Genomic DNA, 24,158 nt, shown 5'->3' with positions numbered 1-24,158 from the left:
TACGTGTACTCAGGGTTCACGACTGCTTCGCAGCCGAACGCTGCCTCGCGTTGCTCGTCAGCTGCTACGCAGCGCGTGTTTCGTCTGAAACTCTCTTAACTGACCGGCATTAGCCATTGCGCCGGGTTTTTTGTTTTCACAGATCAATGTGGGAGCGATCCGGCTCGCGAAGGCGTCAGCAACCCCAGCACCCGACGCTCCAGATTCAACGCCAACACACTCACCAACACCACCATCGCCCCGACAATCACCATCAACGCCGGCCGTTCACTCAGTGCTACTGAGGCAATCACCATCGCCGTCGGCGGCACCAGGTACAACGTCATCGCCGCACGGCTCAAATCCACATGGGCCAGCACAAACGCCCAAGCCAGGTAGGCCAACGCACTCGGCAAAATCCCCAGCCCGATCACCGCCATCTGCACCGCAACCGGTGCGCGCACCACCTGATCCAGCAACCCCGGCAGATACACCAGCAACAGCAGCGTCCCGGACCAGACCGTGTAGCAGGTCAGGGTCAAACCGTCATAACGCCCGGTGTGATGCTTTTGCAGGGCAAAGTAAAAACTCCACGACACCGCCGCCGCCAGTATCAACAAGCCGTGCGCATCAATGCTGCCCAACCCCTTATTGCCAGCCACCACAATCACCACGCCGATCAAACCCAGAAGCACACAACCCCAACGCCAGACGCTCACACGATCCTTGAACACAAAACGCGCCAGCAACGTGCTGAACAACGGCGTCGATTGCGCCAGCACACTGGACGCTCCGGCGCTGACACCTTGCTGGCCGAAGTTCAGCAGCACGTGGTGCAGGCTCACTGCAAAGAAACCGAGGGCGATCAGGAACGGCAAGTCGCGCGGTTTTGGCAGGCTGATGCCTTTGAACACCGCGATCACCGCCACGAACACCGACGCCACCAGAAACCGCAACAGCGCCAGATGTCCAGGGTCGTAGGCCTGCAAACCGATATGGATGCCGGTCGGAGAGTAACCCCAGCACAGCACGACAAACACCATGGCGAGGATGATTTTAAGGGTGGGCGAGAGCAGCGGCATGGTCGGGCACCTGTGGGTTGATGCCCTCAGTATCAGAAGCCCGACCATTCGCCACAACTGACTTATACTGCGTCAACTCTTCACTTTAGGTGATGTATGGAATTGGCCCAGATTCGCATGTTCAAGACCGTTGCCGACGTCGGCAGCATCGCTCGGGCGGCCGAGTTGTTGCACTGTGTGCCGTCGAATATCACCGCACGGATCAAAGCGCTGGAGGCCGAGTTGGGGGTGGCGCTGTTCCTGCGCGAAGGCCGGGGACTGCGGATCAGTCCGTCGGGCCAAACCTTTCTGGCCTACGCCTCGAAAATCCTCGCGCTGACGGCCGAAGCCAAGCGCGCACTGGACCCGTCCGCCGATCCTTCCGGGCCGCTGCGTATTGGCGCCATCGAATCCTCGGCCACCGGTCGCTTGCCGCGATTGCTGGCCAAGTTTCACAAGCGTTATCCCGGCGTGGCGTTGGAACTGACCACCGGCACCTGGAGCCAATTGCTCGACGACACCGTCAATCACCGCCTCGACGGCGCGATCGTTGCGGTGGATGTCGAGCGTTCGCAGCTCAAACGCACGCCGATGTACCGCGAAGAGTTGTTGCTGATTGCATCGACATCGTTGGGGCCGGTGCGCGACATCGCCGATTTGCAGGACAAAACCGTCTTCATGTGGCCCCAGGGCTGCCCGTATCGTGCAGCGCTGGAGCATTGGTTGCTGCGTCAGGGGCAAGCGCTGCCGATTGTCAGCCTGGCCAGTTATGGGGCGATTGTCGGATGTGTCAGCGCCGGGGCCGGGGTGGCGCTGGTGCCCAAAGGGGTGTTCGACCAGTACGCCAAAGGCGCGGGTTGCGCGGGGTATGAATTCCCGGAGCTGACGGCGGTGGAGAATTTGTTCTACTGGCCTGAAAACGCCGGGGTACACCCTGCGCGGGAGGCGTTTGTGGGGATGTTGCGGGAAGAGTTCGCGTAGGCGGACATGACCACTGTAGGAGCTGCCGAAGGCTGCGATCTTTTGATCTTTGGCAAACTTAAGAGCGCCAAAGATCAAGGTCAAAAGATCGCAGCCTTCGGCAGCTCCTACGGGTTTGCCGTTGGTTTAGGCGCCGACATCCCGCATCAACAACCCAAACCGCAAATCCACCGCATCCGGAATCGGCACATACACCGTGTGCCCATCCCCGGGCGCCACTTCTATCGGCAGGCCTTTGACGTTTTGCAAGTCATGCAAATCAAAGTGAAAGTTGCCCTTGGGCGTCATCAGCTCCATGTGATCGCCCAGGCCAAAGCGATTCTTCACCTTCACCTGCGCCAATCGATCGCGCCGTTCACCGGTCAGTTCGCCGACAAACTGCTGGCGCTCCGACACCGAGCTGCCGTTCTGATAATTCTGGTACTCATCGTGCACATGCCGCCGCAGAAAACCCTCGGTGTAGCCGCGTTGGGCCAGGGATTCCAGGTCAGTCATCAAACTGCGGTCGAACCCGTGCCCGGCCACCGCATCGTCGATGGCCCGGCGATACACTTGGGTGGTGCGGGCGCAATAGAAGTGGGATTTGGTCCGGCCTTCGATTTTCAGTGAGTGCACGCCCATTTGCGTCAGGCGTTCGACGTGCTGCACGGCGCGCAAGTCCTTGGCGTTCATGATGTAAGTGCCGTGCTCGTCCTCGAAGGCGGGCATCAGCTCGTCGGGGCGATTGGCTTCCTGCAACAGGAACACCTGGTCGGTCGGTGCGCCGATGCCGAGGGTTGGTTGAAACTGTTGCACGATTTCACCGAGCTGATTTTCCGTGGCCTCCGTCGCTGAGTACTTCCAGCGACAGGCATTGGTGCAACTGCCCTGGTTGGCGTCGCGCTTATTCATATAGCCCGACAGCAGGCAGCGCCCGGAGTAAGCCATGCACAACGCGCCGTGGACGAACACTTCCAGCTCCATGGCTGGCACCTGCTGGCGGATCTCGGCGATTTCTTCGAGGGACAGTTCCCGGGACAGGATGATCCGGCTCAAGCCCTGTTGCTGCCAAAACTCGACACTTGCCCAGTTCACCGTGTTGGCCTGCACTGAAAGGTGAATCGGCATCTGCGGATAGTGCCGGCGCACCAGCATGATCAGGCCCGGGTCGGACATGATCAGCGCGTCCGGCGCCATGGCGATCACCGGTTCCAGGTCTTTTAGGAAGGTTTTGAGCTTGGCGTTGTGCGGCGCGATGTTGACCACCACGTAGAAGCGCTTGCCCTGTTCCTGGGCCTCGCGAATGCCGAGGGCCAGGTTAGCGTGGTCGAATTCGTTGTTGCGCACCCGCAGGCTGTAGCGCGGCTGCCCGGCGTACACCGCATCGGCGCCGTAGGCAAAGGCATAACGCATGTTTTTCAGGGTGCCGGCGGGGGCGAGCAGTTCGGGAGCGATGAGGGGCATGAGGGTTTCGACCACAAAAGCCGGGCAGGGTAAACGGCTTGGCCCAAGGGTTTGTTGATCTGGATCTATGCTTGATGAACAAACGGATGGCACTCGCGCGAACCGTGGCGGACTAAGCATCAGGAGACGAGTTTCGCGCTCCTTTTTGCGCACTGACATGGATCGGACATGAAAGAAACCACGCTACAAAACAGATCACTGCTCGTCTTGCTACTGGTGGTCACTCTTGCGTTCATTGGCATCCTGCTGCCGTTCTACGGCGCGGTGTTCTGGGCCGTCATTCTCGGCATCGTATTCGCGCCGTTGCAGCGGCGATTGCAGATGAAATTCAACTGGCCACGCAACCTGACGTCGTTGTGCACCTTGAGCATCTGTCTGGTCATCGCGATTTTGCCGGTGATCATCATCAGTGTGTTGCTGGTCCAGGAAGGCGCGTCGCTGTACAGCCGCATCGAAAGCGGTGAGCTGGACATCGCGGCGTATGTGGCGCAGTTCAAGCACGGTTTGCCGCCGTATTTCCAGCATTTGCTCGATCGCTTCGGTGTCGGCGAGTTGAAGGGTTTGCAGGACAAAATCGTCAAGGGCGCGATGCAGGGCAGTCAGTTCGTGGCGGCGCAGGTCGTGACGTTTGGCCAGGGCACGTTCGAGTTCATCGTCAGCTTCTTCATCATGCTGTACCTGTTGTTTTTCTTTCTGCGGGACGGCGCCGAGCTGGCGCGCAAAGTGCGCACGGCGGTGCCGTTGCAGGAGCACCAGAAACGTCGTTTGCAGCTCAAGTTCAACCGCGTGGTGCGGGCCACCGTCAAAGGTAATCTGTTGGTGGCGATCACACAGGGTGCGTTGGGCGGTTTGATTTTCTGGTTTCTGGATATCCCGAGCGCGTTGCTCTGGGCGGTGTTGATGGCGTTTCTGTCGCTGTTGCCAGCGGTGGGAGCGGGGATTGTCTGGGCGCCGGTGGCGGTGTACTTCCTGCTCAGCGGGGCGATCTGGCAGGGCGTGGTGCTGGGGCTGTTCGGGGTATTTGTAATTGGTCTGGTGGACAACGTGCTGCGCCCGATTTTGGTGGGCAAGGACACGAAAATGCCCGACTACATGATTCTGATCTCGACGTTGGGCGGCATGGCCGTGTTCGGTCTCAACGGCTTCGTGATCGGGCCGTTGATTGCTGCGCTGTTCATGTCGAGCTGGGCGATCTTCATCGAAACCAAGCCGCGGGTTCAGCTGCCTTAGGCGCTGAGCTGCACGGTGCCGATACGTTGCGACAGGGCTTGTGCGGCGGGGAGCGAGGTGAGCGGGCCGCTGATCGGTTCGCCGTCGCGCATCAGGTACCAACAGGCGAGCAATCCCAGCTCTCTGAGCGATGCGGGAACGGCGCTACCGATAACGGACATGATCTGAACCTGGGACATCATAAGTACCTCCATCAATCTATGGAGCCACCTTACGGACCGCGCGGTTCAACGGACAATCAACATTCTCGATAGTGGACATTGATGCCAGCGAGGTGAGGCGATCAATCCACGACCAGATCGAGCATATGCACCACTTCCTGTTCGTTTAGCAGGCCTTTGCGCACCAGGTTTTCGGCCAGCAGCGAAAGAAACTTGGCGCTGCGATGGCCTTCCAGGTGCTTGAGTTCAGTCAGTGCGTTGTACACCTTGCTGGAAGTGCACAAGCTGACATTGCGGTGCGGGTTTTGCGTGGGCATGAGGTCGTCCTTGTTTTTATCAACCTGTTGTTTACGGACAGATCCAAGCTTGCGGACCTGACATGACATAAATATGACCGTTTTCCCCTGATTGGGGGAAGGGCGGTCCAGTCAATCTTGCCTGCTTTACTTGCCGATACTGTCCTGACAGCGACCTTGACGAGATTTATCCAGACCTCACCCGACTGGCGGGCATAAAAAAGGCCCCGCTTTTAAGGCGGGGCCTGATGAGTCTGTTACCAGCGTGGGCCACCATAGTAACCGCGGGGATGGCCGTAGTAGCCGCGTGGGGGGCCGTAATAAACCGGCGCAGGGCTGTAATAGACCGGTTGTTGCACATACACCGGGGCCGGTTGGTAGTAGACCGGTGGCGGCGGTTGCTGCACGTAAACCGGTTGTGGCTGAACGTAAACCGGCGCCTGTTCTACATAGACTGGCCGATTGGCGTTAATGAGGGCCGAGCCGACGATGGCCGAGCCAACGATCGCACCAAATACCGCTGGACCTTGCCAACCGCCACCGCCATGGGCTTCTGCCTGCCCTGCGACAGCCAGTACACCAATCAACAAGGCTACTGTGGGGATTTTACGGATCATGATAATTCCTCGGTTCTTCGACCCGGCGCTTGAATCTGCAATAGACCCAAGGATTGTCGCGGGGATACTTCTAAGACAGCGCTTTTTTGAAAAACTGCACAATCGTTAGGTAAATTTTGTGTAAGGTCTGTACCGGCTTCCTTACGGTGCTGCAAAGCCGTGTGCGGACAGGCCTAATGATCGAACAGAACAGGATGGAATGGCTAATCCCGTCTATCTGAAAGTGCAATCGAAGGAGATATTTCATGCAGATGAACCCCAACAAAGACACCCAGCTGTGCATGTCCCTGTCAGGGCGCCCCGGGAACTTTGGCCTGCGATTCCACAATCATCTGTACGAACAACTGGGGCTGAATTTTTACTACAAGGCGTTCAGCAGTAAAGACCTGACCGGCGCTGTCGGCGGCATTCGTGCCTTGGGCATTCGCGGTTGCGGCGTGTCGATGCCGTTCAAGGAAGCCTGCATCGCGCTGGTCGATGAACTGGACGCGTCCGCCGCCGCCATTCAGTCGATCAACACCATCGTCAATACCGACGGCCATCTCAAGGCTTACAACACCGACTACATCGCCATCGCCCAGTTGCTGGAAACCCATCAGGTGCCCAAGGAATCGACCTTTGCCCTGCGCGGCAGCGGCGGCATGGCCAAGGCCGTGGCCAGTGCCTTGCGCGACGGCGGCTACAAAAACGGCCTGATCGTGGCCCGCAACGAACGCGCCGGGCAGGCGCTGGCCAAGGCCCTGGGTTATGAATGGCAAGCGGAACTGGGGGCTCGGCGCCCGCAGATGCTGATCAATGTCACCCCCATCGGCATGACCGGCGGCCCCGAGGCCGATCAACTGGCGTTTGACGCAGAGGCCATCGTTGCGGCCGAGACTGTGTTCGATGTAGTGGCGATCCCCTCGGAAACACCGCTGATCGTGCGGGGAAGAGCTGAAGGCAAACGAGTGATTACCGGACTGGAAGTGATTGCGATCCAGGCGCTGGAGCAGTTTGTACTTTATACCGGCGTGCGGCCGACGGATGAGCAGTTCCAGGCGGCGGTGGCGTTTGCGCGGAGTTGACCGATTCACGAAATCCCTGTGGGAGCGGGCTTGCTCGCGAAGAGGCCGGCACATCCAACATAGATGTGACTGATAAACCGCTTTCGCGAGCAAGCCCGCTCCCACATTTGGATCTGTGTTGCCAGGTTATTCGAGGCGCGCCAAACGCTCTTCCAGCGCCGCAATCCGCGCTTCCAGCTCTTCGATCCGTTCCACCGACACGCCGCCAGTCCCACGTTCCGCCGGGTTCTGCCGCGCCGCCAGAATCACTTCGATGTCCGCCGGATCACCCAGTGCATGCATATAGCGGTCTTCCCGCTGCCCCGCCTGACGCGGAATCAGCAGCGCCAAACCGCGAGCAATCAAACGCTCCAACTGATGCACCACTTGCTCGGCATCTTCGAATTCATGCATGCGACCGCTGCGGGTCAGCAGTTCATTAACGGTTTGCGGGCCGCGCAAAAATAACAGCCCGGTCAAAATCACCTGGGCCGGCACCAGTTCCAGCGCCTTGTCCACTTTGTGTTCCCAGCGGTCGGCGCGGCTGCCCATCACCAGTTTGGTGAAGCCGCGACCTTCGAGGGCACGCAGGCTTTGGCCGACCTGGCCCTGGGTCAGGTTCATCACCGGTTCGCGGCTGGTTTTCTGGTTGCAGGCAATCACCAGCGCGTTGAGGGTCAGCGGATAGGTTTCCGGGCTCGTGGCCTGTTTCTCGATCAAGGAACCCAGAATGCGGATTTCCGTGCTGTTGAGGCGCGGCTCGTCGAAGGTCGTCTCTTGCTCAGTGCTCATTCGCGCTTTTCCCTTTGCTGTCGAAGCGTGCAGTCGAAGCCGCCTAGCCTAATCCTTGCGAAACAAAAGGCAAGCCGCCCGGTCATCAAGCATGGCTATAATCGCCCCACGTTTTCACACCCGCCACAACACGAGACTGCCATGACCATTTCTTTGTACGCCGCTTCCGTCCCGGTTTTCCAACAAATGCTCAACGCCCTGAGCGATGTCCTGAACAAGGCTGAAGCCCACGCCACCGCGAAAAACATCGACCCGAACGCGTTCCTGCAAGCCCGTCTGTACCCGGACATGTTCCCGCTGGTGCGTCAGGTGCAGATCGCCGTTGATTTCGCCAAGGGCGTTTCTTCGCGTCTGGCCGAGATCGAAGTGCCAAAGTACGACGACACCGAAACCACCTTCGCCGAGCTGCAAGCGCTGATCACCAAGGTTCTGGCCTACATCGGCGAGATCAAGCCTGAGCAGATCGACGGCAAGGAAGGCATCGAGATCATTACCCGTCCAGGCACGCCAAAAGAGAAGCGCTTCAGCGGCCAGGCTTACCTGCTGAGCTACGGTCTGCCGCAGTTCTTCTTCCACGTCACCACCACTTACGCGTTGCTGCGTCACAACGGTGTGGAAGTGGGCAAGCGCGATTACATGGGCGCGTTCTAAACCGTCCGGCAATAAAAAAGTCCCCGCAGCCTCAGGTTGCGGGGGCTTTTTCATAGGTGAACATTCTCCGTCTACACCACGGACCCTGTGGGAGCGGGCTTGCTCGCGAAGACGGACTCACATCCAAAATACAGGTTGCCTGACACACCGCTTTCGCGAGCAAGCCCGCTCCCAAAGGGATTTGGGTCAGGCCATACGCTGGGCTTTCTCGTCTTCACCCAAACACGCCGCCGCGGTAAACAACACATCCGTCGATGAATTCAACGCCGTCTCTGCCGAATCCTGCAACACGCCAATAATGAAACCCACCGCCACGACCTGCATGGCAATCTCGCTCGGAATGCCAAACAGGCTGCACGCCAGCGGAATCAGCAACAACGAACCACCCGCCACACCGGAAGCGCCGCACGCGCAAATCGCCGCCACGACGCTGAGCAAAATCGCCGTCGGAATATCCACGGCAATCCCCAGCGTATGCACAGCGGCCAGGGTCAACACGGTAATGGTGATCGCCGCGCCGGCCATGTTGATGGTCGCACCCAGCGGGATCGACACCGAATAGGTGTCTTCATGCAGCCCCAGGCGCTTGCTCAACTCCAGATTGACCGGAATGTTCGCCGCTGAACTGCGGGTGAAGAATGCGGTGATGCCGCTTTCCCGCAGGCACATCAGCACCAGCGGATACGGGTTGCGGCGCAGTTTCCAGAACACGATGACCGGGTTCATCACCAGCGCCACGAACAGCATGCAGCCGAGCAGCACGGCCAGCAGATGCGCATAGCCGATCAACGCCCCGAACCCCGAGGTGGCCAGCGTCGACGCCACCAGCCCGAAAATCCCCAGCGGCGCAAAGCGGATTACCAGGCGCACGATCAAGGTCACGCCATTGGACAAGTCACCGAGCACTTCGCGGGTGGTGTCGCCGGCATGGCGAATCGCAACGCCCATACCGATCGCCCACGCCAGAATGCCGATGAAGTTGGCGTTCATCAGCGCACTGACCGGGTTATCGACCACGCTCAGCAGCAGGCTTTGCAGCACTTCACCGATGCCGCCCGGCGCCGTCACCGCCACATCCTGCGTCGACAGCACCAGGCTCGACGGAAACAACGTGCTGGCCACCACCGCGACCACCGCCGCGGCGAAAGTGCCCAGCAAATACAGGAACAGAATCGGCCGGATATGGGTTTCCTGACCGTGCTTATGGTTGGCAATCGAAGCCATGACCAGCACGAACACCAGGATCGGCGCGACGGCTTTCAGGGCCGCGACAAAGACTTTGCCGATGAACGCCGTGGACTTCGCCACGTCAGGCGCGAACAAGGCCAGGGCAATGCCGGCGATCAGACCGATGACGATTTGCGTGACCAGGCTGGTGCGTTTCAAGCGGTGCAACAGGGACGGGGATGAAGCGCTCATAACGGTATCTCTGATTTTTTTAGGTGCAGGGTTCCGCAGGTCACGCAGCAATAAGCAGGGCAGGCCACATGGAGGAACCGAGAGGTGTCGCGACATCAATGCCAACAACTGGCCGATGAATAGGGTGTACGAATCGCAGGACGCGGACTTTATCACAGGGTCGTCCCGATCCTTCAGACCTGTGACGATCTGCCACCCGGCTGTTCCACGGGATATGCAGGTTCGTGCAACCCGGTTTGGAAACACTCTGTTAAGCTTCGCCTCCTTCATTTTCAAGTTCTGCCAGCGGGCCTTCGGGCTATCGCTGCTGTTGGCGTTTTCTGGAGTTCTGCATGCTGTTGCTGCCCATTCTTCTGTTGTCTGCCGCCGGTTTCACGGTGCTGACCACGGAATTCATCATCGTCGGCCTGTTGCCGGCGATCGCCCGGGACCTTGAGGTCACGATTCCCCAAGCCGGTCTGCTGGTGACGCTGTTCGCGTTTACCGTGGCCGCGTTCGGTCCGTTCCTCACCGCGTACTTCGCCCGTTTCGAGCGGCGCAAGCTGTTCATCTCGGTGCTGATCATGTTTGGCGTGGCCAACACCGTCGCAGCGTTGGCGCCGAATATCTGGGTGATGGCCGCCGCCCGGTTGATCCCGGCGTTGGGGTTGCCAGTGTTCTGGGCATTGGCCAGTGAGACGGCGGTGGACATTGTCGGGCCGGAGCACGCCGGACGGGCGATTTCCAAGATCGGGTTCGGGATTGTCTGCGCGATGGTGTTCGGCATTCCGGTCGGTACGCTGATTTCCGATGCGTTCGGCTGGCGCAGTGCCTTCGGCATTCTGGCGGTGATCGCGTTTGCCAAGGCGTTGCTGCTCTTCATCTACTTGCCGAAAACCATTCTGCATAAACAGCAGGCGAGCTTTCGTTCGCAATTCAAAATCCTGCGCAGCCCGTTGATGATCGGGCACGTGCTGCTGTCGATCCTGGTGTTTACCGGCATGTTCACCGCTTATACCTACCTGGCGGACATTCTTGAGCGGCTGGCCGGTTTCAACGGCACGTTGGTCGGCTGGTGCCTGATGGGCTTTGGTGCGGTGGGGTTGTTTGGCAACTGGTGGGGCGGCCGTGCGGTGGATCGTCATCCGTTGATCGCGTCGATGATGTTCTGCGCGTTCCTGATTGCCGGCCTGATTGCGCTGGTGCCTAACATTCAGTCGCCGCTCGGTCTGGCAGCGGCGATGGGCATTTGGGGGATCACTCAGGCAGCGTTGTTTTTGGTCAGCCATGTGCGTTTGATGAAAGCTGCGCCTGAGGCGCCGGCCTTTGCCGCATCGCTGAACATCGCCGGGGCCAACCTCGGGATCGGCCTGGGCGCCATGGTGGGCGGTCGGGTGATCAATGCCTTTGGCCTGGGAGGCCTGGGTTTTGCGGCGGCTGCTTTCATTCTGGCTTCGATCCTGCTGGCCATGGCGCTGATGACCATGGCGCCCCGTGAGCCGGTCATAGCTCAGTAAACAACTCGCGTCGGGCACCTTCGGTAATGGCGACAATGCCGGGGTGCTTGACCTTGCGTTCCACCGAAATGGCATAGAACGACTCGGTCACCGCGTCGGTCTGGCCGATCAACTCCACGCCATATTGGCGTTTCACCTCGTCGGCAATCACGCTCGGGCCGATAAAAATCCCGCTGCCGGATTGGCCGAACGCCTGCATCAACGCACTGTCATCGAACTCCCCGACGATGCGCGGCTGAATCTGCTGTTCGGCAAACCAGCGTTGCAAACGACTGCGCACCACGGTTTCCGGCCCGGGAATCAACAGCGGTGCGCCGTGCAGGCTGCGCGGGAAATCCTGGCCGTACTGCTCCGCCAATTCCGTTGTCGCAAAAAAACTGATCCCGCACTCACCGAGCTTCTGGCTGTAGCCCTTGATGTCCAGGTGCGACGGCATCGGACTGTCGGAAATCACCAGGTCCAGACGCTGGATCGCCAGGTCGGCGAGCAAACGCTCCAGTTTGTCCTCGCGACAGGTGATGCGCAGCGGTTCGCTCAACTCCATGGTCGGCGCGATCAGGCGATAGACGATGGATTTGGGCACCACGTCCGCCACGCCGACCCGGAACAGAATCTGCTGCTCGTTGGGCTGGGCGCGCAGCATCAGCTCCAGTTCGCCACCGAGCTGGAACATCTGCTCGGCATAGGGCAGGGTCTGGCGCCCGGCCTCGGTGAGTTCCAGATTACGCCCGACCCGGCGAAACAACTCGATGCCGTAGGTTTGTTCGAGCAAGGAAATCTGCCCGCTGATGGTCTGTGGCGTCAGGTTCAGTTGCTCGCAGGCACGCACGATGCTGCCGGTCTTGGCCACCACCCAGAAGTAATGCAGTTGTCGATAATTGAGCATATTTGCCTACATCCCTGTAGGAGCTGTCGAGTGAAACGAGGCTGCGATCTTTTGATTTTGATTGTTAAAAACAAGATCAAAAGATCGCAGACTTCGGCAGCTCCTACGCATAAACGTTCTGGATTCGTATAAATCGAAGTATAACCGCTAAAAATACGAATTTTCCTGAAGTATTTCCCTCCATAGAATGCCTCGCTATCGACGAGGTGCCTTTTCGCACCTGTCCGTTCTATCGAGGAAAGCCCTATGAAACTTACCGCTACGGCGCTGTTGATCACGTCTTTACTGGTATTGACCGGTTGCGACCAGGCCGAAAAGAGCGCCCAACAACTGATGGGCAAGGCAGCCGAAACTGCCAAACAGGCGATCGACGACACCCATAAAGCCGCCGAGCAGGCCATCAGCGATGCCACCGGCGGCCTGATCAGCAAGAAAGAACAACCGGCCGAAGATAAAGCGAAAACCGAATCTTCGTCCCAGGACATCTAAACCGTCTTACAGCGAGTCAGGACTGACCCATGGAATATCTTGTAGAACTAGCCGCCAGCCCCACTGCCTGGGTCGCCCTGGCCACGTTGATCGTCATGGAAATCGTGCTCGGCATCGATAACCTGATCTTTATCTCGATCCTGACCAATAAATTGCCGGAACAACATCGGCAGAAGGCGCGCCGCATCGGTATCGGCATGGCGCTGATTCTGCGCCTGGCGCTGTTGAGCACCATCGCGTTCATCGTGCAGTTGACCGAGCCTGTGATCGATATCCTCGGCCAGACCTTCTCCTGGAAGGACATGATCCTGATCGCCGGTGGCCTGTTCCTGTTATGGAAGGCGACCACCGAAATCCATCACAGCATGGACCCGACGCCGGAAGATCCGAAGTCGGCGACTTCAGGCGTCACGCTGGGCTTTGCCGCTGCAATCGGGCAGATCCTGATGCTCGACATGGTGTTCTCCATCGACAGCATCATTACCGCAGTCGGCATGACCGAGCACCTGCCGATCATGATCATCGCAGTGGTGGTGTCGGTGCTGGTGATGTTGCTGGCGGCTGATCCGTTGGCCAAGTTCATCAACGACAACCCGACCGTGGTGATGCTGGCTCTGGGCTTCTTGATCATGATCGGCATGACGCTGATCGCCGAAGGCTTCGGTGCCCACGTACCGAAAGGTTACGTCTATGCCGCCATGGCGTTCTCGGCCACGATTGAGGGGCTGAACATGATGTCCCGGCGAGCGAAGCAGAAGCGAATCGCTGCTGAAGCTTAATCGGCGCTGAAACAAACGGCCGCCTGCACTCGAAAGAGTCCAGGCGGCCGTTTTTGTTTGGCGGGCCGAAAAATGTCGGTCAGTGGGCGGTGGCGGGGCGCGCCGCGGGTTGATCGGGTTTCGACACAGGTGCCGATTGCACGGGGTGATGATGGTGCCGGCGAGTGATACGCAAAACGCCCCATAACATGGCGGCGGCCACGGCCAGCCAGCCGGAAATCAGCATTACGATTGTCATTGTCAGGCTCATCGGCGCCTCCTCTTTGCCCTGCACCGGGCACACGCTCTCTGCAAATGACAGTCTAGTCGCTGCTGTGTTTCAGGCTATTGACCAAAGGTCGCCTGTCACCAACCCGTTCGCTCTATCGAATGCAAACAACTGCCGGTTTAGGCTATACCGCTGCCGCGCGGCATCCTATGATCAATGGCCAAGCCGGGGGCACGATTGCCTGGCGTCTGAACAAGAGAGTGATGATGGTGCGGGTATTTTCTCGAATTCGAATGGCTGCGTTGGTAGCGGGTTGCGTTGCTGCGTTGAGCGGTTGCGCCGGCAGCGTGGCGCCTGAGGTCAAGCGACTGCCAGAGCGCGTTGAACTCAGCGGTACGTTCTACCGCGGCCAGGCCAATCAAAGCGGGCCGCAGGTGTTGGCCAGCATATTGTCCCAGCAGGGCGTGGTGATTACGCCGGGGCTGCTGGAAAAACCCCTGCATTTGCCCGGCGCCGAGGCGCAGTTGCAGCAAAACATGCAGAACCTGGCCCGCGAATACGGCATGGTGGTGTATCCCCTCGACAACAATCTGCCCGCGTTGTTGACCCAGGTTGCGGCCGGTTATCCGGTGATGGTGCGTTTCACTGAAGGTTCGGCGTTCTGGGCCGAGCCGCGTTACGCCATCCTCGCCGGGTACGACCGGCAGAAACAGACGGTGCTGTTGCGTTCCGGCATGGACCGCCGGTTGCTGAAGAGCTTCAGTTCGTTTGAATCGTCCTTCAAGGACGCCGGCGGCTGGGCCGTGCTGATTCAGAAGCCAAACCAGATTCCGGCCAAGGTCGATGAACAGCGCTGGCTCAAGGCCGCGAGTGATCTGGGTCAGGCCGGTCAGGAGCAGGCAGCAACCCGGGCGACCAAGGCGTTGAAGGCTCAGTAGCTCCGTTCGTCATCTTCAGGGCACCGTCGCGCGCCCTTGGCCTCTTAAGGATAACGCCCGGATTTTTCCGGGCCAGATTCCAGGAGGCGTCCCATGGCAAATTCCTCTACCCCAAGCGGCCCACACTCGTCCGAGCATTCGTCCGGCCATGACCTGGGGTTCGATCCCGATTCCCCGGACCTTGCCGACCCGCAGGTCGATCCCATCGGGCCTGCGAAGGCGCCCAAGGATATCAAGCCGGGTGACGACGACAAGAAACCTGCAAAGCCCTACGACCCGCTGGCTGATCTCAAACCCTGATGCGCAAGGAGGTGGCTTATGTCTACTGATTCGAGTTTTGACGACAAACGTCCGGACAGCGTGCCGACCACACCCGAGGACGACATCGATCCAGTGTTGGACCCCGACAGCCCGTTGCGCGATCCACTGGCGCGCCCAATGGTGGTGCCGACGGAGCCTCCGCAAGGCTGGAAAGACCCAAGTGCCGGCGACGGCATTCCCGATGATGACCAGATGCCGTTGCCCAACGACTAATTCACTTATTCACGATGAAAAAAACCCCGACTGATCGGGGTTTTTTGTGTGCTGTTGCTGGCCTATTTCGAGGCTTCAACCACACCGCTTTGACGCTGCTTCAGATTCTTCGCGGCTTTGTACTGCAAGGCCACCGACGGTGCGTTAGTGCTCTTGCCGGTTTCGACCCAGCTGCGAATCCGGGTGGCATCGGCAAAGTGGGTGTACTTGCCGAACGCATCAAGAATCACCAACGCCACCGGGCGATTGCCCATGCTGGTCACCAGCACCAGGCAGTGACCGGCCTCATTGGTGAAACCGGTCTTGGTGATCTTGATGTCCCAATTGGCCTTGTTCACCAAATGATCGGTGTTGTGGAAGCCCAAGGTGTAATTGGGTTTACGGAACGCAACGGTGGTTTCCTTGGTGGTGGTCAGTTCGGTCAGCAATGGGTATTTGTGCGCGGCGATCAGCAGTTTGCTCAGGTCCCGCGCCGTGGATACGTTGCGCGGGGAGAGCCCGGTTGGTTCAACGAAGTGGGTGCTGCTCATGCCCAGCGCCTTGGCCTTGGCGTTCATGGCCGCGATGAACGCGACATAACCGCCCGGGTAGTGGTGGGCGAGGGTGGCGGCGGCACGGTTTTCCGAGGACATCAGTGCGATCAACAGCATTTTCTTGCGCGGCAGTTCGCTGTTGAGTTTGACCCGGGAGAACACACCTTTCATTTCCGGCGTGTGGCTGATGTCGACGTTGATGTATTCATCCATGTTCTGGTGCGCTTCAACCACCACCAGGCCGGTCATCAATTTGCTGACCGAGGCGATGGGCACGACCACGTCCGGGTTGTTGGCATAAATGACTTTGTTGGTCTGCAAATCCATCAGCAAGGCGCTGCCGGAAGCGATCTTCAGTTGTGACGCGTCTCGCGGTGCCGCGGTGGTTTCCGCGGCATGGGTCATTGGCGTGATAACAGTCCCTGTAAATGCAAAAAATAGACTCAGGATGGAAAGACGGATTTTCACGCGGGCGAACTCATAAGGGTGGATATGCCGTTTTGTTACGGGCTGTTTCTTAAAAACGACGCATTCTAGGAGTATGAGCCACGAAAGCGCTAGGCGCCTGTATGGCGAGCGCTTTATATGAAGAAAATTTAATGTTTTTTGTGCTGGATTGTTCAGTTGTTATTCGTCTTTCTCGCGATCCGGTTTGCGTTTGGCCAGAGGTACAAGCATCGCGACTTTTTGTTGATAGCGCTGGTATCGCTCGCCAAACAGATTCACCAGATCTTTCTCTTCAAAATGAGCCCCGATCAGGATGTAGATCGTGCCCAGTAGCGCAAACAAAAGATGTCCGGCGGTCATGTCGGGTGTAGCCCAGAACACCATCAGAAATCCCAGATACAAGGGGTGGCGGACCCATTTATAGAGCAAAGGGGTTTTGAAGATGGGGTTGTCTGGTCTGGCCGAGTGCCAGGCGCTGAGTGCCTGGGTTATGCCGAACAATTCGAAATGACTGATCAGGAAGGTGGAAAGCACCACGACGCCGCAGCCCAACCAGAACAAAGCCATGAGCAATCCGCGGCTCCATGTGGACGTCATGCTCCAGACAGGCGTTGCCATCGGTTGCCACAGCCAGAAAAGCACTATGAGCACCAGACACGTCGACAATACATAGGTCGCGCGCTCGATGGGGGCCGGGATATGTGTGGTCCACCAGCGTTTGAAACGCTGTCGTGCCATGCCGCTGTGCTGGATGGCAAACAGCGTAATCAACAAGGTGTCGATGATGAAGGCCAGCGGCCAATCGAGGCCGGGGCCCGAATCAATGTCCTTGGGTACGCCGATACCGGAGAGAAAACCGATCAGGTACAGCGCGGTGAGCAGGAACAGCAGGTAACTGCACAGGCTATAAAGCAGTCCCGCCAGCTTTTCCGTGGAAGAGATCAAGTGATTTTTTGGCTTCATGGACGACTCCTGGCGAAGGTGCCATTGGTATCCGGTTGCCTTGTTGGCGTCTTTAGGTCGTTTATTTGTCTGCCGGTATTTTATTCCGAAAGTTCGCAGGCTGTTTGCCCAGAGCTCAAAAACAACAAAGCCCCGCAATAGCGGGGCTCTGTTTGTGCAGCATGCCAGCGAACTCAGCTGTGCAGGGTTTCCGCTGCGTACAGGGTGTTCTCCAGCAGGCAGGCACGGGTCATCGGGCCGACACCGCCCGGAACCGGAGTGATCCAGCCTGCGCGGGGCAGGGCGGTTTCGTAGATCACGTCACCCACCAGTTTGCCGTCTTCCTGGCGGTTGATGCCGACGTCGATCACGATCGCGCCTTCCTTGATCCATTCACCCTTGACCAGGCCCGGCTTGCCGGCGGCCACCACGACCAGATCGGCGCGGCCGACATGGCCGGCGAGATCCTTGGTGAAGCGGTGGGTGACGGTGACGGTGCAGCCGGCCAGCAGCAGTTCCATCGCCATCGGGCGGCCAACAATGTTGGAGGCGCCGACAATCACCGCGTCCATCCCGTAAAGATCAGCCCCGGTGCTTTCCAGCAGGGTCATGATGCCTTTGGGCGTGCAGGGGCGCAGCAGGGGAATGCGTTGAGCCAGGCGACCGACGTTATAAGGGTGGAAGCCATCGACGTCTTTATCCGGACGAATGCGCTCCAGCAATTTGGAGGCGTCCAGGTGGGCAGGCAAAGGAAGCTGAAGCAGAACGCCGTCAATGGCCGGGTTGTCGTTCAGGCTATCGATCAGATCGGTTAGCGCTTCTTGAGTGGTTTCAGAAGGCAGGTCGTAGGCTTGCGACAGGAAGCCGACCTCTTCACAGTCTTTACGCTTGTGCGAGACATAAACCTGAGAGGCAGGATCGCTGCCGACCAGGATCACCGCGAGGCCGGGCGTGCGCAGACCTTGCTGGCGACGTTCGGCAACTCGTTTGGCGATCTGCTGGCGCAGGCTGGCGGCGATTGACTTGCCGTCGATTAGTTGTGCAGTCATTGCGCGTGATTAACCATCGAGAGGGGAAAAAAAGAGGGCGCATTCTCGCATGTCAGGCGGCAAGGGCAAAGGCGCTTGGTCTGCAAATTCCTCTAAGCCCTTTAATTAAATGAATTTTTTTTAAAAAGGATTTGACGGCCTCTGGGGCGCTCTATACTATTCGTCGCACTTGTCGGGCACAGCCTAGCACTGGATGAGAAGGTCAAGCGGGATTACGGTTCTGCGAGGCTGGAAAGCACTTAGTTTGTAGTCCTCCAAGAGTACAGATTAATAAGGCGCCCGTAGCTCAGCTGGATAGAGCATCCGCCTTCTAAGCGGATGGTCGCAGGTTCGAGTCCTGCCGGGTGCGCCATTAGGCAGCTTTGGCACAAGTAGCGCAATATGGTGGGCGTAGCTCAGTTGGTAGAGCACGGGATTGTGACTCCCGTTGTCGAGGGTTCGATCCCCTTCGTCCACCCCATATTTCGAAAGGCGCCAGATTAACAGTCTGGCGCCTTTGCTTTAACAGCTTCAAGCGCGGATGTGGTGGAATTGGTAGACACACTGGATTTAGGTTCCAGCGCCGCAAGGTGTAAGAGTTCGAGTCTCTTCATCCGCACCACCTTTAAAATCAAGGCTTTACCAGCCTTAGATGACCCTCCTGTAACGCCGTTGGATTCTCGCTGTAGCGAGATTGTGACAAGCCCAGATCCAATACGTTGACCGCTTCGCGCACTCTGGCCGGTGCCAGGTGGGCGTATTTCTCGGTCATCTGGATTGTCGAATGCCCCAGCAAATCCCGTATTTCGATCAGCGGTACGCCCGCCGACACCAGCCACGCGGCGCAGGTGTGGCGCAAGTCGTGTATGGTGAAATCCGTAATGCTGGCCTTGGCGCAGGCGTTGTCGAATCCCGTCGAAGGATCTGCCACCCTTGCCCCGTTTTTCCTCGTAAAAACCCATGGCGTTGTCGGGCAGTGTTCGGCCCGCATCGCCATTCTCCCCTTCAGCGCTGACAGCGCCCCCTCATTCAGCGGGATACTCCGGCGCTTTGCCGCCTTGGTATGCTCTCCGTCCAGATAGATCAGCCGGTTGGCAAAATCGACCCGGCGCCATTCCAAGCCCAACATTTCCTCCTTGCGACACCCCGTGTTCACCGCCAGTCGGATGAAGTCCTCCAGCATGTCGCCAAACCGCTGCTTGCGCACCATGCGGCACAATCCATCAACTTCGGCGCGAGTGATCCAGCGCACCCGTCCCTCCGGCTCCTTGAGCTTTCTGCCGCGTACCGGGTTGGGCAGTTTCCACTCCAGCTCGGTCACGCACCAGTTGATCGCCGCCGACAACGCCGCCAACTCACGGTTTACGGTCGCTGCGGACTTGCCTGCCTTGGCCCTGATCGCTGAATACTCTCGAACATCCTTCCCAGACAGCTCATTCATCATCATGCCGGCGAAATGCCGTTGCAGCGACTTCACCCGGTGCTGCGTGGTTTCAAAGCTTTTCTGTGCGGTCTTCGCATTCCCCAGGTACTCAATCATTACTTCCTCGAAGGTACGTGGGGGATCAACCCCCAACTCCTTCTGACGCCATGCCGCGCCGCGATGCTCCTGCTCTATGGCCTTGGCTGCTGCGTAGTCTTCGGTGCCAGCAGAGCGTCTAACATACGTGCCATCTGCTGCGGTGAAACTGATCCACCACGTTTTTCCTCTTTTATAGGGCATATCTTCTCCTTGGATACGCCGCCCGCATCGGCGAGGGTATCAGGGATACCGTCTTCGATCATCTGGACTAGCTTTTCGTAGTGGACGCGCAGGGGGCCGAAGCCCCGCACGCAGGGAATTTTCCCGGACTTTGCCAGCGCATAGGCCGTTGTTCGCCCGATGCTCAGGATTTCGGCTGCTTGAGAGATCGAAATCAGCTTCATCTCAACCCTCCTTGCCAGTGATGGCGTGGATTGCCCAATCAAGCTGAGCCAGTTCCGCGTCGGAGCCTTCAATGCCAACATATGACCGAGCCATTTCCAAGATCGGCAGCAGACTCGCCGCCCCATCCCTGAACCCGTCAGCCGCAGCGGTGCCCATGTCTACGGCGGAGAACTTGGCTGCTGACTCAGCCTTCAGGAATTCGATCATCTGCGCCTGCTGGGCAACTGTGGCCTGTAGCGCGATCATGTCGCCGTTGTCGCGCAGGCACTGCTGGAGTGGGTGGATAGGTGCTTGCATGTTCTGCATCAGAGCCTGCCCTGGCTGCATATTTAGTGTTGAAGAAAAGCAGTTCAGGCAGCCCGGCTTACCGCATGGTTGGTGTTTTGTGCTCATGATCTTCTCCACGATTCACGCTGCGCTTTATTCCAACCGTCAATCCATCTCTGCTTGGAGAATGGCGATGTGTCGTTTTCCGTATCGAACGGGTTTTGCTTGAGGCTCAGGCCTTTCAGAAACGCCGCATAGCCCTGCTCGAAGCAGTTGATTTTCTGGCCGTGCAGTTCAGCAGTTGCCATGGCGTTCCACCTCGATGCGTTTCTGGATGCCTGCCCGATAACCTTCCGGCCTCATCGCGGCAGTGCGTTCAATGTTGGCGATAACCCGCTCGACTCCGCCGAATATGGGGTCTACTTGGCGACCGGCCTCGATCAACTGATCAGCCAGGTTCCAGCCTTCTCTTTCTTCAATGCGAGACATATGGGCTCCAGTCCGCGATGTGCGGCAGAGTTGAGATTGAATTAGGGGTTTACACCTGGATGGGTTAGCGGACGTAGACGAAGTAGAACCAGGTTAGGGCGATCATGCCGCCACCCAATGAAACGCCAAGGACAGTGGAAGCCAGCCGAAGAGCAGGCTGATGGCGATTGCTTTAAGGATCATTGATTCAGCTCCTTGACCTTGTCGAGGCAGGCGTTCCAGCCGGCAAACTGTGCATCATCCGCAAGATCGATACGATCAAGCTCTTCCCAGTCGGCCGCAGTTCGTGGTTTGCGGTCTGGGACCGTAAATTGCGTTCTGAATTTTGCGCGAGCTTGCCATCCAACCCATGCGCGCTGAAGTGGTTCGTCGCAGTAGGTGCCGTAAAGCGGATCATCCTCCGGAAGCGCATCACGCACGTAGCGCAATGGTGCTGAAGGCCATTCGCCGATAATCCACCTTTCGAACGTGGCTCGCTCAGGCATCACCACCGTCTCACCCTGCCCACCCTTCAGCCTCTCAACCGTATCGTTCAACTCGTTGTTCTTGGCGCGCATCGTTTCTTTGTCCGCCGTCAGCCGTGCGATGGTGGCTTGCAGTTCGGCGAGTTCGGGCGGCGAGGCTGGATCGCACACATTGCAGAACTCGTCACGCGGCCGGCTGACGCATGCATGGCAGACAGGACGCCGCTCGACGACAGGCTCAACCTTGCCCAGGCAATTGCGCTTCGACTCAGGCCAGGTCTTCACGACCTCGGCGCATTGCTTGCAGTGCTCGCGCAGGGAAGGTTCATCGCTGGAGCGCATATCACAAATACCGCACACCGTTGCCGTCCCTTCTGAATTTATATCCCATTCGTGAGCGTGCTCAACCACCCCGAGCGGTTCCTCGCTATGGTTGGTGAGCAGGGCGCGCCACTCTTTGATTATCGGGGTGCTTTCGTGAAGGCCGTTCAGCATGGCGGCTTCGACGCGCTCCGCCAGCTCCCGCGACATGGTTACGGTTTTATCGTTGGTCATTTCGGTGCCTCCGGCAGATCCATCCAGTGGGTGATAGCGCCATCATAAAAACCAGATCCATGCTGCCATGGTGTTTCGCCACGCTTGGCGTCGGCATCGAACTCGTAAAGCATTTCGATCCAGTTTTCAGCCTCGAAGGTTCGCTGCGGATGCATGGAGCATGCTGGATAAATCCCAGTTTTTGTCGGGAGCCGATCTTTACAGCTAATCCAGTCGCTCATTCGCTTGCTTCCGATTCGGTGGGTTGTGCCAATAGCGCATCAATGGCCTTGTAAGTTAAAAACCCAATCTCTGACTCCGTATCGTCGTCAATCCCTTTTCGGATATCACGCAACAACTCGACTAGCTCCGCATTCCGCTGCTCGGCGGCTGTCAGGCTGAGTGACTGCTTCGAAAACTCGGATTCGAACAGGGCCACGGTTTCCTTCATACCGGCCAGCTCTTCCCGCAATGCAGCCTCACGCTCGGAAGCCTCGCAAGCCTTGAGTTTCCAGTTTTCAAGGTAGCGCTTTGATTCGGTCAACTCGTATTGGGCGGCGTCGTAACCGGTTTGAAGACGTTCGGCTTCGGCCTTCCAGATATCACGATCAGTGGAAAGCTCAAGGTTTTCCTTGGCCGCAGCATCTTGCAAAAATGCGCGAATGTTGCTGCTCACAGTGTCCATAATTTCTCCAATCTGCTGTGCCCGATAGGGCGGTTATTGTTGGGCGCGCTGAGCCCGAAGCTGACTGTGGAATGTCGATCGGTGGAATCCGACATGCTGCTCGACGTCGTACCACGTAGCGCCTTTAGCCTTCATGCCCAGCCCGAGAGCCAGATACTCGGCCGTGAGCTGCTTTGGCTTACCCTTGTTCCCAAGCACGATCCAGGCTGCGTTGAGGTAGCGCACGACAGTGGAGTACGAGCATCCAGCCGCGTCAGAGATGTGCACGACCGGATGCCCGGCGGCGTGCATCGTGAAAATCAGCCCGATCGAGTCAGGCGACAGTTTGGCTGTCATGGTCATTCCTCCGTGCGTGTTCCCGCTGCCGGGCTTTCGAGCAGCGTTCGTGGTTTCCGGTGCTGCGAGGGCGGCCGCAGATGCTGCATGCGTTGTGGAGTTCCATGTAGCCGGCGGCGAGCTTTCCTTTGGATGACATAGGGCCTCCCGGAGGGGGTGAGGTTGAATTGGAAGGGTTTAGCCGTAAGGGCTGGGAGTGATCTGTTTCAGTAGGCGCTGGCCGATCCAGCGAACGACGGTTACCGCCTTGCTGTTCCCGATCGCCTTGTAGCGCGGGCCGTCCGGGCATTCCTCAGCAGGCTTGCCGCGCCAAGGGATCAGGGTGTAGTCGTCGGTCATGCCCTGCAGGCGCTCGCATTCAACAGGAGTGAGGCGGCGCACGGCTGTGTCACCCACCAGCATGGAAATCTCCGTGACGGGGTTGCTGTTGTTGCGCATGTTTCCGGAGCGAAGGGTTGGCGAAATATCAGCGACTAAAGGCGTGGCGCGCGACCTGTCAGCGCTAGTGGTGAGTGGCCTGGACACATCTGAGGCGGAGAATGTTCCCTCCTTGTAATCGTCAGCCACGAAGCTCTGTACAAAGAACGTTTCGCTTTCGATATCGAGCCGGCTGTCCTTGGCGGTGAGCGTTGCCGCCCGCTCGATCGAGCCACCCAGGCTATGCCCGCCGAATGCCGGGATGCCGCCAAACATATCGACCGCCGGACCTTCATCACCCTCGCAGTTTGGGCATCCGTATTGGCCTAGGGATTCAGCGAAGACGTATCCACATCCGCACTGGAGTGCAGGGCCGAAAGGAGCTGTTCCGGTAATGTCTTGCCCCTCGCCTCGGCGCGGCGCAGTATCCCGGCGCATGCCTTCTCGCTCAAAAAGTACCTCGGTGGGATCGAATCCGTCTCGAGCACTTGCGACAACAAACACACGACGGCGTCGTTGGGCCAAGCCGAAATATTGGGCGTCCAGGACCCGCCACGCGATTGTTCTTTTGGGTCCATACACACAACCAGCGTCCGGCCACCTTTTCCCTGAAGGCTGCAGCTCGCAGTCTTCCCCAGCAAGCGCGCCAAGAAAGCATCCGAAGGCGTTCCCTTTGTCGCTGAGGACGCCGGGGACGTTTTCCCAGACGATGACACAGGGGGGCTTTCGGTGGCTGGCGCGAACATAGTCAGTTGCATCTGCGAGCTCCACGTATTTGATGGTGAGGGCGCCGCGCGGGTCGAGCAGACCCTGGCGCATGCCGGCGACACTGAAAGCCTGGCAGGGTGTCCCGCCGACCAGTACGTCGGGAGCGGGAATCTTTCCAGCCAGGACCAGGGCCCCGAGCTTTGTCATGTCGCCGAGATTCGGCGTGTTCGGGTAATGGTGGGCGAGTACTGCACTGGGGAACGCTTCGATTTCGGCGAACCAGGTTGCGCGCATCCCGAGAGGCTTCCATGCAAGCGTTGCCGCCTCGATGCCTGAGCAGACCGAGCCGTAAGTGATTTCCATGATTGCTCCAGTCAG

32 protein-coding genes and 3 tRNA genes are annotated in these 24,158 nt (G+C 58.5%); 13 read left to right on the top strand and 22 right to left on the bottom strand.

Translation table 11 applies throughout. The features are described 5' to 3' along the window. Nucleotides 1–143: 143 nt before the first annotated feature. Nucleotides 144–1,061 carry a DMT family transporter gene (locus HB680_RS25945; RefSeq protein WP_213941255.1) on the bottom strand — a complete coding sequence of 306 codons (918 nt, stop codon included), beginning with the start codon at nt 1,059–1,061 and terminating at the stop codon, nt 144–146. A gap of 96 nt (nt 1,062–1,157) precedes the next feature. Between HB680_RS25945 and HB680_RS25940 the strand changes: the two genes are divergently transcribed. Further along, nucleotides 1,158–2,021, top strand: coding sequence for a LysR substrate-binding domain-containing protein (locus tag HB680_RS25940; protein ID WP_213941254.1), 864 nt, complete (start codon nt 1,158–1,160; stop codon nt 2,019–2,021). A 126-nt stretch (nt 2,022–2,147) separates the two neighbouring features. On the opposite strand, the gene yegQ is transcribed toward HB680_RS25940, so the two are convergent. Then, nucleotides 2,148–3,464 carry a tRNA 5-hydroxyuridine modification protein YegQ gene (gene yegQ / locus HB680_RS25935; RefSeq protein WP_213941253.1) on the bottom strand — a complete coding sequence of 439 codons (1,317 nt, stop codon included), beginning with the start codon at nt 3,462–3,464 and terminating at the stop codon, nt 2,148–2,150. A 168-nt stretch (nt 3,465–3,632) separates the two neighbouring features. Here yegQ and HB680_RS25930 point away from each other — a divergent pair, with 168 nt between their 5' ends. Next, the gene (locus tag HB680_RS25930) at nt 3,633–4,694 is read left to right on the top strand and encodes an AI-2E family transporter (protein ID WP_213941252.1); all 1,062 of its coding nucleotides are present in this window, start codon (nt 3,633–3,635) and stop codon (nt 4,692–4,694) included. Here HB680_RS25930 and HB680_RS25925 read toward each other — a convergent pair. The 3 genes from HB680_RS25925 to HB680_RS25915 form a co-directional block, all read right to left on the bottom strand. Further along, nucleotides 4,691–4,873 carry a hypothetical protein gene (locus HB680_RS25925; protein ID WP_213941289.1) on the bottom strand — a complete coding sequence of 61 codons (183 nt, stop codon included), beginning with the start codon at nt 4,871–4,873 and terminating at the stop codon, nt 4,691–4,693. The two genes, HB680_RS25930 and HB680_RS25925, sit on opposite strands and share 4 nt — an antisense overlap. A gap of 104 nt (nt 4,874–4,977) precedes the next feature. Continuing rightward, on the bottom strand, nt 4,978–5,172 hold the full coding sequence (locus HB680_RS25920) for a hypothetical protein (protein ID WP_213941251.1): 195 nt from the start codon (nt 5,170–5,172) through the stop codon (nt 4,978–4,980). A 236-nt stretch (nt 5,173–5,408) separates the two neighbouring features. Next, entirely contained in the window at nt 5,409–5,768 is a 360-nt protein-coding gene (locus HB680_RS25915; protein WP_213941250.1) for a hypothetical protein, read from the bottom strand. 245 nt (nt 5,769–6,013) lie between these two features. On the opposite strand from HB680_RS25915, the gene HB680_RS25910 reads away from it, so the two are divergent. Further along, complete coding sequence (locus tag HB680_RS25910) at nt 6,014–6,832, top strand: shikimate 5-dehydrogenase (protein WP_213941249.1); 819 nt, start codon at nt 6,014–6,016, stop codon at nt 6,830–6,832. A 126-nt stretch (nt 6,833–6,958) separates the two neighbouring features. Here HB680_RS25910 and HB680_RS25905 read toward each other — a convergent pair whose 3' ends face one another. Next, on the bottom strand, nt 6,959–7,603 hold the full coding sequence (locus tag HB680_RS25905; protein WP_054053870.1) for a DUF480 domain-containing protein: 645 nt from the start codon (nt 7,601–7,603) through the stop codon (nt 6,959–6,961). 141 nt (nt 7,604–7,744) lie between these two features. Here HB680_RS25905 and HB680_RS25900 point away from each other — a divergent pair, with 141 nt between their 5' ends. Then, nucleotides 7,745–8,254, top strand: a complete 510-nt coding sequence (locus tag HB680_RS25900) for a DUF1993 domain-containing protein (protein ID WP_123513633.1) — start codon at nt 7,745–7,747, stop codon at nt 8,252–8,254. Between the two features lie 186 nt (nt 8,255–8,440). On the opposite strand, the gene sstT is transcribed toward HB680_RS25900, so the two are convergent. After that, entirely contained in the window at nt 8,441–9,673 is a 1,233-nt protein-coding gene (gene sstT / locus HB680_RS25895; protein WP_213941248.1) for a serine/threonine transporter SstT, read from the bottom strand. 335 nt (nt 9,674–10,008) lie between these two features. Here sstT and HB680_RS25890 point away from each other — a divergent pair, with 335 nt between their 5' ends. Further along, complete coding sequence (locus HB680_RS25890; protein WP_213941288.1) at nt 10,009–11,169, top strand: MFS transporter; 1,161 nt, start codon at nt 10,009–10,011, stop codon at nt 11,167–11,169. On the opposite strand, the gene nhaR is transcribed toward HB680_RS25890, so the two are convergent. Continuing rightward, nucleotides 11,156–12,055 carry a transcriptional activator NhaR gene (gene nhaR / locus HB680_RS25885; RefSeq protein WP_213941247.1) on the bottom strand — a complete coding sequence of 300 codons (900 nt, stop codon included), beginning with the start codon at nt 12,053–12,055 and terminating at the stop codon, nt 11,156–11,158. The two genes, HB680_RS25890 and nhaR, sit on opposite strands and share 14 nt — an antisense overlap. Before the next feature lie 246 nt (nt 12,056–12,301). Between nhaR and HB680_RS25880 the strand changes: the two genes are divergently transcribed. Both HB680_RS25880 and HB680_RS25875 read left to right on the top strand, forming a co-directional pair. Next, nucleotides 12,302–12,544 (top strand): hypothetical protein, encoded by a 243-nt coding sequence (locus HB680_RS25880; RefSeq protein ID WP_213941246.1) that lies wholly within the window; start codon nt 12,302–12,304, stop codon nt 12,542–12,544. A gap of 29 nt (nt 12,545–12,573) precedes the next feature. Then, nucleotides 12,574–13,323 carry a TerC family protein gene (locus HB680_RS25875; RefSeq protein WP_213941245.1) on the top strand — a complete coding sequence of 250 codons (750 nt, stop codon included), beginning with the start codon at nt 12,574–12,576 and terminating at the stop codon, nt 13,321–13,323. A 79-nt stretch (nt 13,324–13,402) separates the two neighbouring features. Here the strand turns inward: HB680_RS25875 and HB680_RS25870 are convergent, their stop codons facing one another. Further along, nucleotides 13,403–13,561: a hypothetical protein gene (locus HB680_RS25870; protein WP_213941291.1), complete on the bottom strand. Its 159-nt coding sequence runs from the start codon at nt 13,559–13,561 to the stop codon at nt 13,403–13,405. 179 nt (nt 13,562–13,740) lie between these two features. On the opposite strand from HB680_RS25870, the gene HB680_RS25865 reads away from it, so the two are divergent. From HB680_RS25865 to HB680_RS25855, 3 genes are all read left to right on the top strand, one after another. Then, the gene (locus tag HB680_RS25865; protein WP_213941244.1) at nt 13,741–14,469 is read left to right on the top strand and encodes a peptidase C39 family protein; all 729 of its coding nucleotides are present in this window, start codon (nt 13,741–13,743) and stop codon (nt 14,467–14,469) included. Between the two features lie 93 nt (nt 14,470–14,562). Then, nucleotides 14,563–14,769, top strand: a complete 207-nt coding sequence (locus tag HB680_RS25860) for a DUF6021 family protein (RefSeq protein WP_213941243.1) — start codon at nt 14,563–14,565, stop codon at nt 14,767–14,769. An 18-nt stretch (nt 14,770–14,787) separates the two neighbouring features. Beyond that, entirely contained in the window at nt 14,788–15,003 is a 216-nt protein-coding gene (locus tag HB680_RS25855) for a hypothetical protein (protein WP_213941242.1), read from the top strand. Nucleotides 15,004–15,065: 62 nt separating this feature from the next. Here the strand turns inward: HB680_RS25855 and pbpG are convergent, their stop codons facing one another. From pbpG to folD, 3 genes are all read right to left on the bottom strand, one after another. After that, a complete protein-coding gene (gene pbpG, locus HB680_RS25850; RefSeq protein ID WP_213941241.1) occupies nt 15,066–16,004 on the bottom strand; it encodes a D-alanyl-D-alanine endopeptidase in 939 nt (312 codons plus the stop codon). A 159-nt stretch (nt 16,005–16,163) separates the two neighbouring features. Next, nucleotides 16,164–16,946, bottom strand: a complete 783-nt coding sequence (gene mddA, locus HB680_RS25845) for a methanethiol S-methyltransferase (RefSeq protein WP_213941240.1) — start codon at nt 16,944–16,946, stop codon at nt 16,164–16,166. 173 nt (nt 16,947–17,119) lie between these two features. Further along, complete coding sequence (gene folD / locus HB680_RS25840; protein ID WP_123513612.1) at nt 17,120–17,974, bottom strand: bifunctional methylenetetrahydrofolate dehydrogenase/methenyltetrahydrofolate cyclohydrolase FolD; 855 nt, start codon at nt 17,972–17,974, stop codon at nt 17,120–17,122. Nucleotides 17,975–18,249: 275 nt separating this feature from the next. Between folD and HB680_RS25835 the strand changes: the two genes are divergently transcribed. The 3 genes from HB680_RS25835 (at nt 18,250) to HB680_RS25825 (ending at nt 18,575) form a co-directional block, all read left to right on the top strand. Then, a tRNA-Arg gene (locus HB680_RS25835) sits at nt 18,250–18,326 on the top strand. A 32-nt stretch (nt 18,327–18,358) separates the two neighbouring features. Then, nucleotides 18,359–18,434, top strand: a tRNA-His gene (locus HB680_RS25830). A gap of 56 nt (nt 18,435–18,490) precedes the next feature. Beyond that, nucleotides 18,491–18,575: transfer RNA gene (locus HB680_RS25825), tRNA-Leu, on the top strand. Between the two features lie 9 nt (nt 18,576–18,584). Here the strand turns inward: HB680_RS25825 and HB680_RS25820 are convergent. The 10 genes from HB680_RS25820 to HB680_RS25775 form a co-directional block, all read right to left on the bottom strand. Continuing rightward, complete coding sequence (locus HB680_RS25820) at nt 18,585–19,493, bottom strand: site-specific integrase (protein WP_256735625.1); 909 nt, start codon at nt 19,491–19,493, stop codon at nt 18,585–18,587. Between the two features lie 74 nt (nt 19,494–19,567). Then, entirely contained in the window at nt 19,568–19,879 is a 312-nt protein-coding gene (locus tag HB680_RS25815; protein WP_213941238.1) for a helix-turn-helix domain-containing protein, read from the bottom strand. A 1-nt stretch (nt 19,880) separates the two neighbouring features. Beyond that, nucleotides 19,881–20,273 (bottom strand): hypothetical protein, encoded by a 393-nt coding sequence (locus HB680_RS25810; RefSeq protein WP_213941237.1) that lies wholly within the window; start codon nt 20,271–20,273, stop codon nt 19,881–19,883. Beyond that, nucleotides 20,270–20,455: a hypothetical protein gene (locus HB680_RS25805; protein WP_213941236.1), complete on the bottom strand. Its 186-nt coding sequence runs from the start codon at nt 20,453–20,455 to the stop codon at nt 20,270–20,272. Before HB680_RS25805 ends, HB680_RS25810 begins: the two co-directional genes overlap by 4 nt. Beyond that, nucleotides 20,442–20,636: a hypothetical protein gene (locus tag HB680_RS25800; RefSeq protein WP_213941235.1), complete on the bottom strand. Its 195-nt coding sequence runs from the start codon at nt 20,634–20,636 to the stop codon at nt 20,442–20,444. The genes HB680_RS25805 and HB680_RS25800 overlap by 14 nt, the downstream gene beginning before the upstream one ends. A 179-nt stretch (nt 20,637–20,815) precedes the next feature. Further along, nucleotides 20,816–21,655 carry a hypothetical protein gene (locus HB680_RS25795; protein ID WP_213941234.1) on the bottom strand — a complete coding sequence of 280 codons (840 nt, stop codon included), beginning with the start codon at nt 21,653–21,655 and terminating at the stop codon, nt 20,816–20,818. Continuing rightward, nucleotides 21,652–21,876, bottom strand: a complete 225-nt coding sequence (locus HB680_RS25790) for a DUF551 domain-containing protein (protein ID WP_213941233.1) — start codon at nt 21,874–21,876, stop codon at nt 21,652–21,654. The genes HB680_RS25795 and HB680_RS25790 overlap by 4 nt, the downstream gene beginning before the upstream one ends. Then, entirely contained in the window at nt 21,873–22,319 is a 447-nt protein-coding gene (locus tag HB680_RS25785; RefSeq protein ID WP_213941232.1) for a hypothetical protein, read from the bottom strand. The genes HB680_RS25790 and HB680_RS25785 overlap by 4 nt, the downstream gene beginning before the upstream one ends. A 33-nt stretch (nt 22,320–22,352) precedes the next feature. Next, complete coding sequence (locus HB680_RS25780) at nt 22,353–22,655, bottom strand: helix-turn-helix domain-containing protein (protein WP_213941231.1); 303 nt, start codon at nt 22,653–22,655, stop codon at nt 22,353–22,355. A gap of 177 nt (nt 22,656–22,832) precedes the next feature. Further along, nucleotides 22,833–24,143, bottom strand: a complete 1,311-nt coding sequence (locus HB680_RS25775; RefSeq protein ID WP_213941230.1) for a DNA cytosine methyltransferase — start codon at nt 24,141–24,143, stop codon at nt 22,833–22,835. Between the last annotated feature and the right edge of the window lie 15 nt (nt 24,144–24,158).

The organism is Pseudomonas sp. dw_612 (assembly GCF_018449725.1).
In the GTDB taxonomy this organism is placed as follows: domain Bacteria; phylum Pseudomonadota; class Gammaproteobacteria; order Pseudomonadales; family Pseudomonadaceae; genus Aquipseudomonas.
Note: the sequence above shows the minus strand (reverse complement) of the source record. Positions and strands in the feature narration are given on the sequence as shown.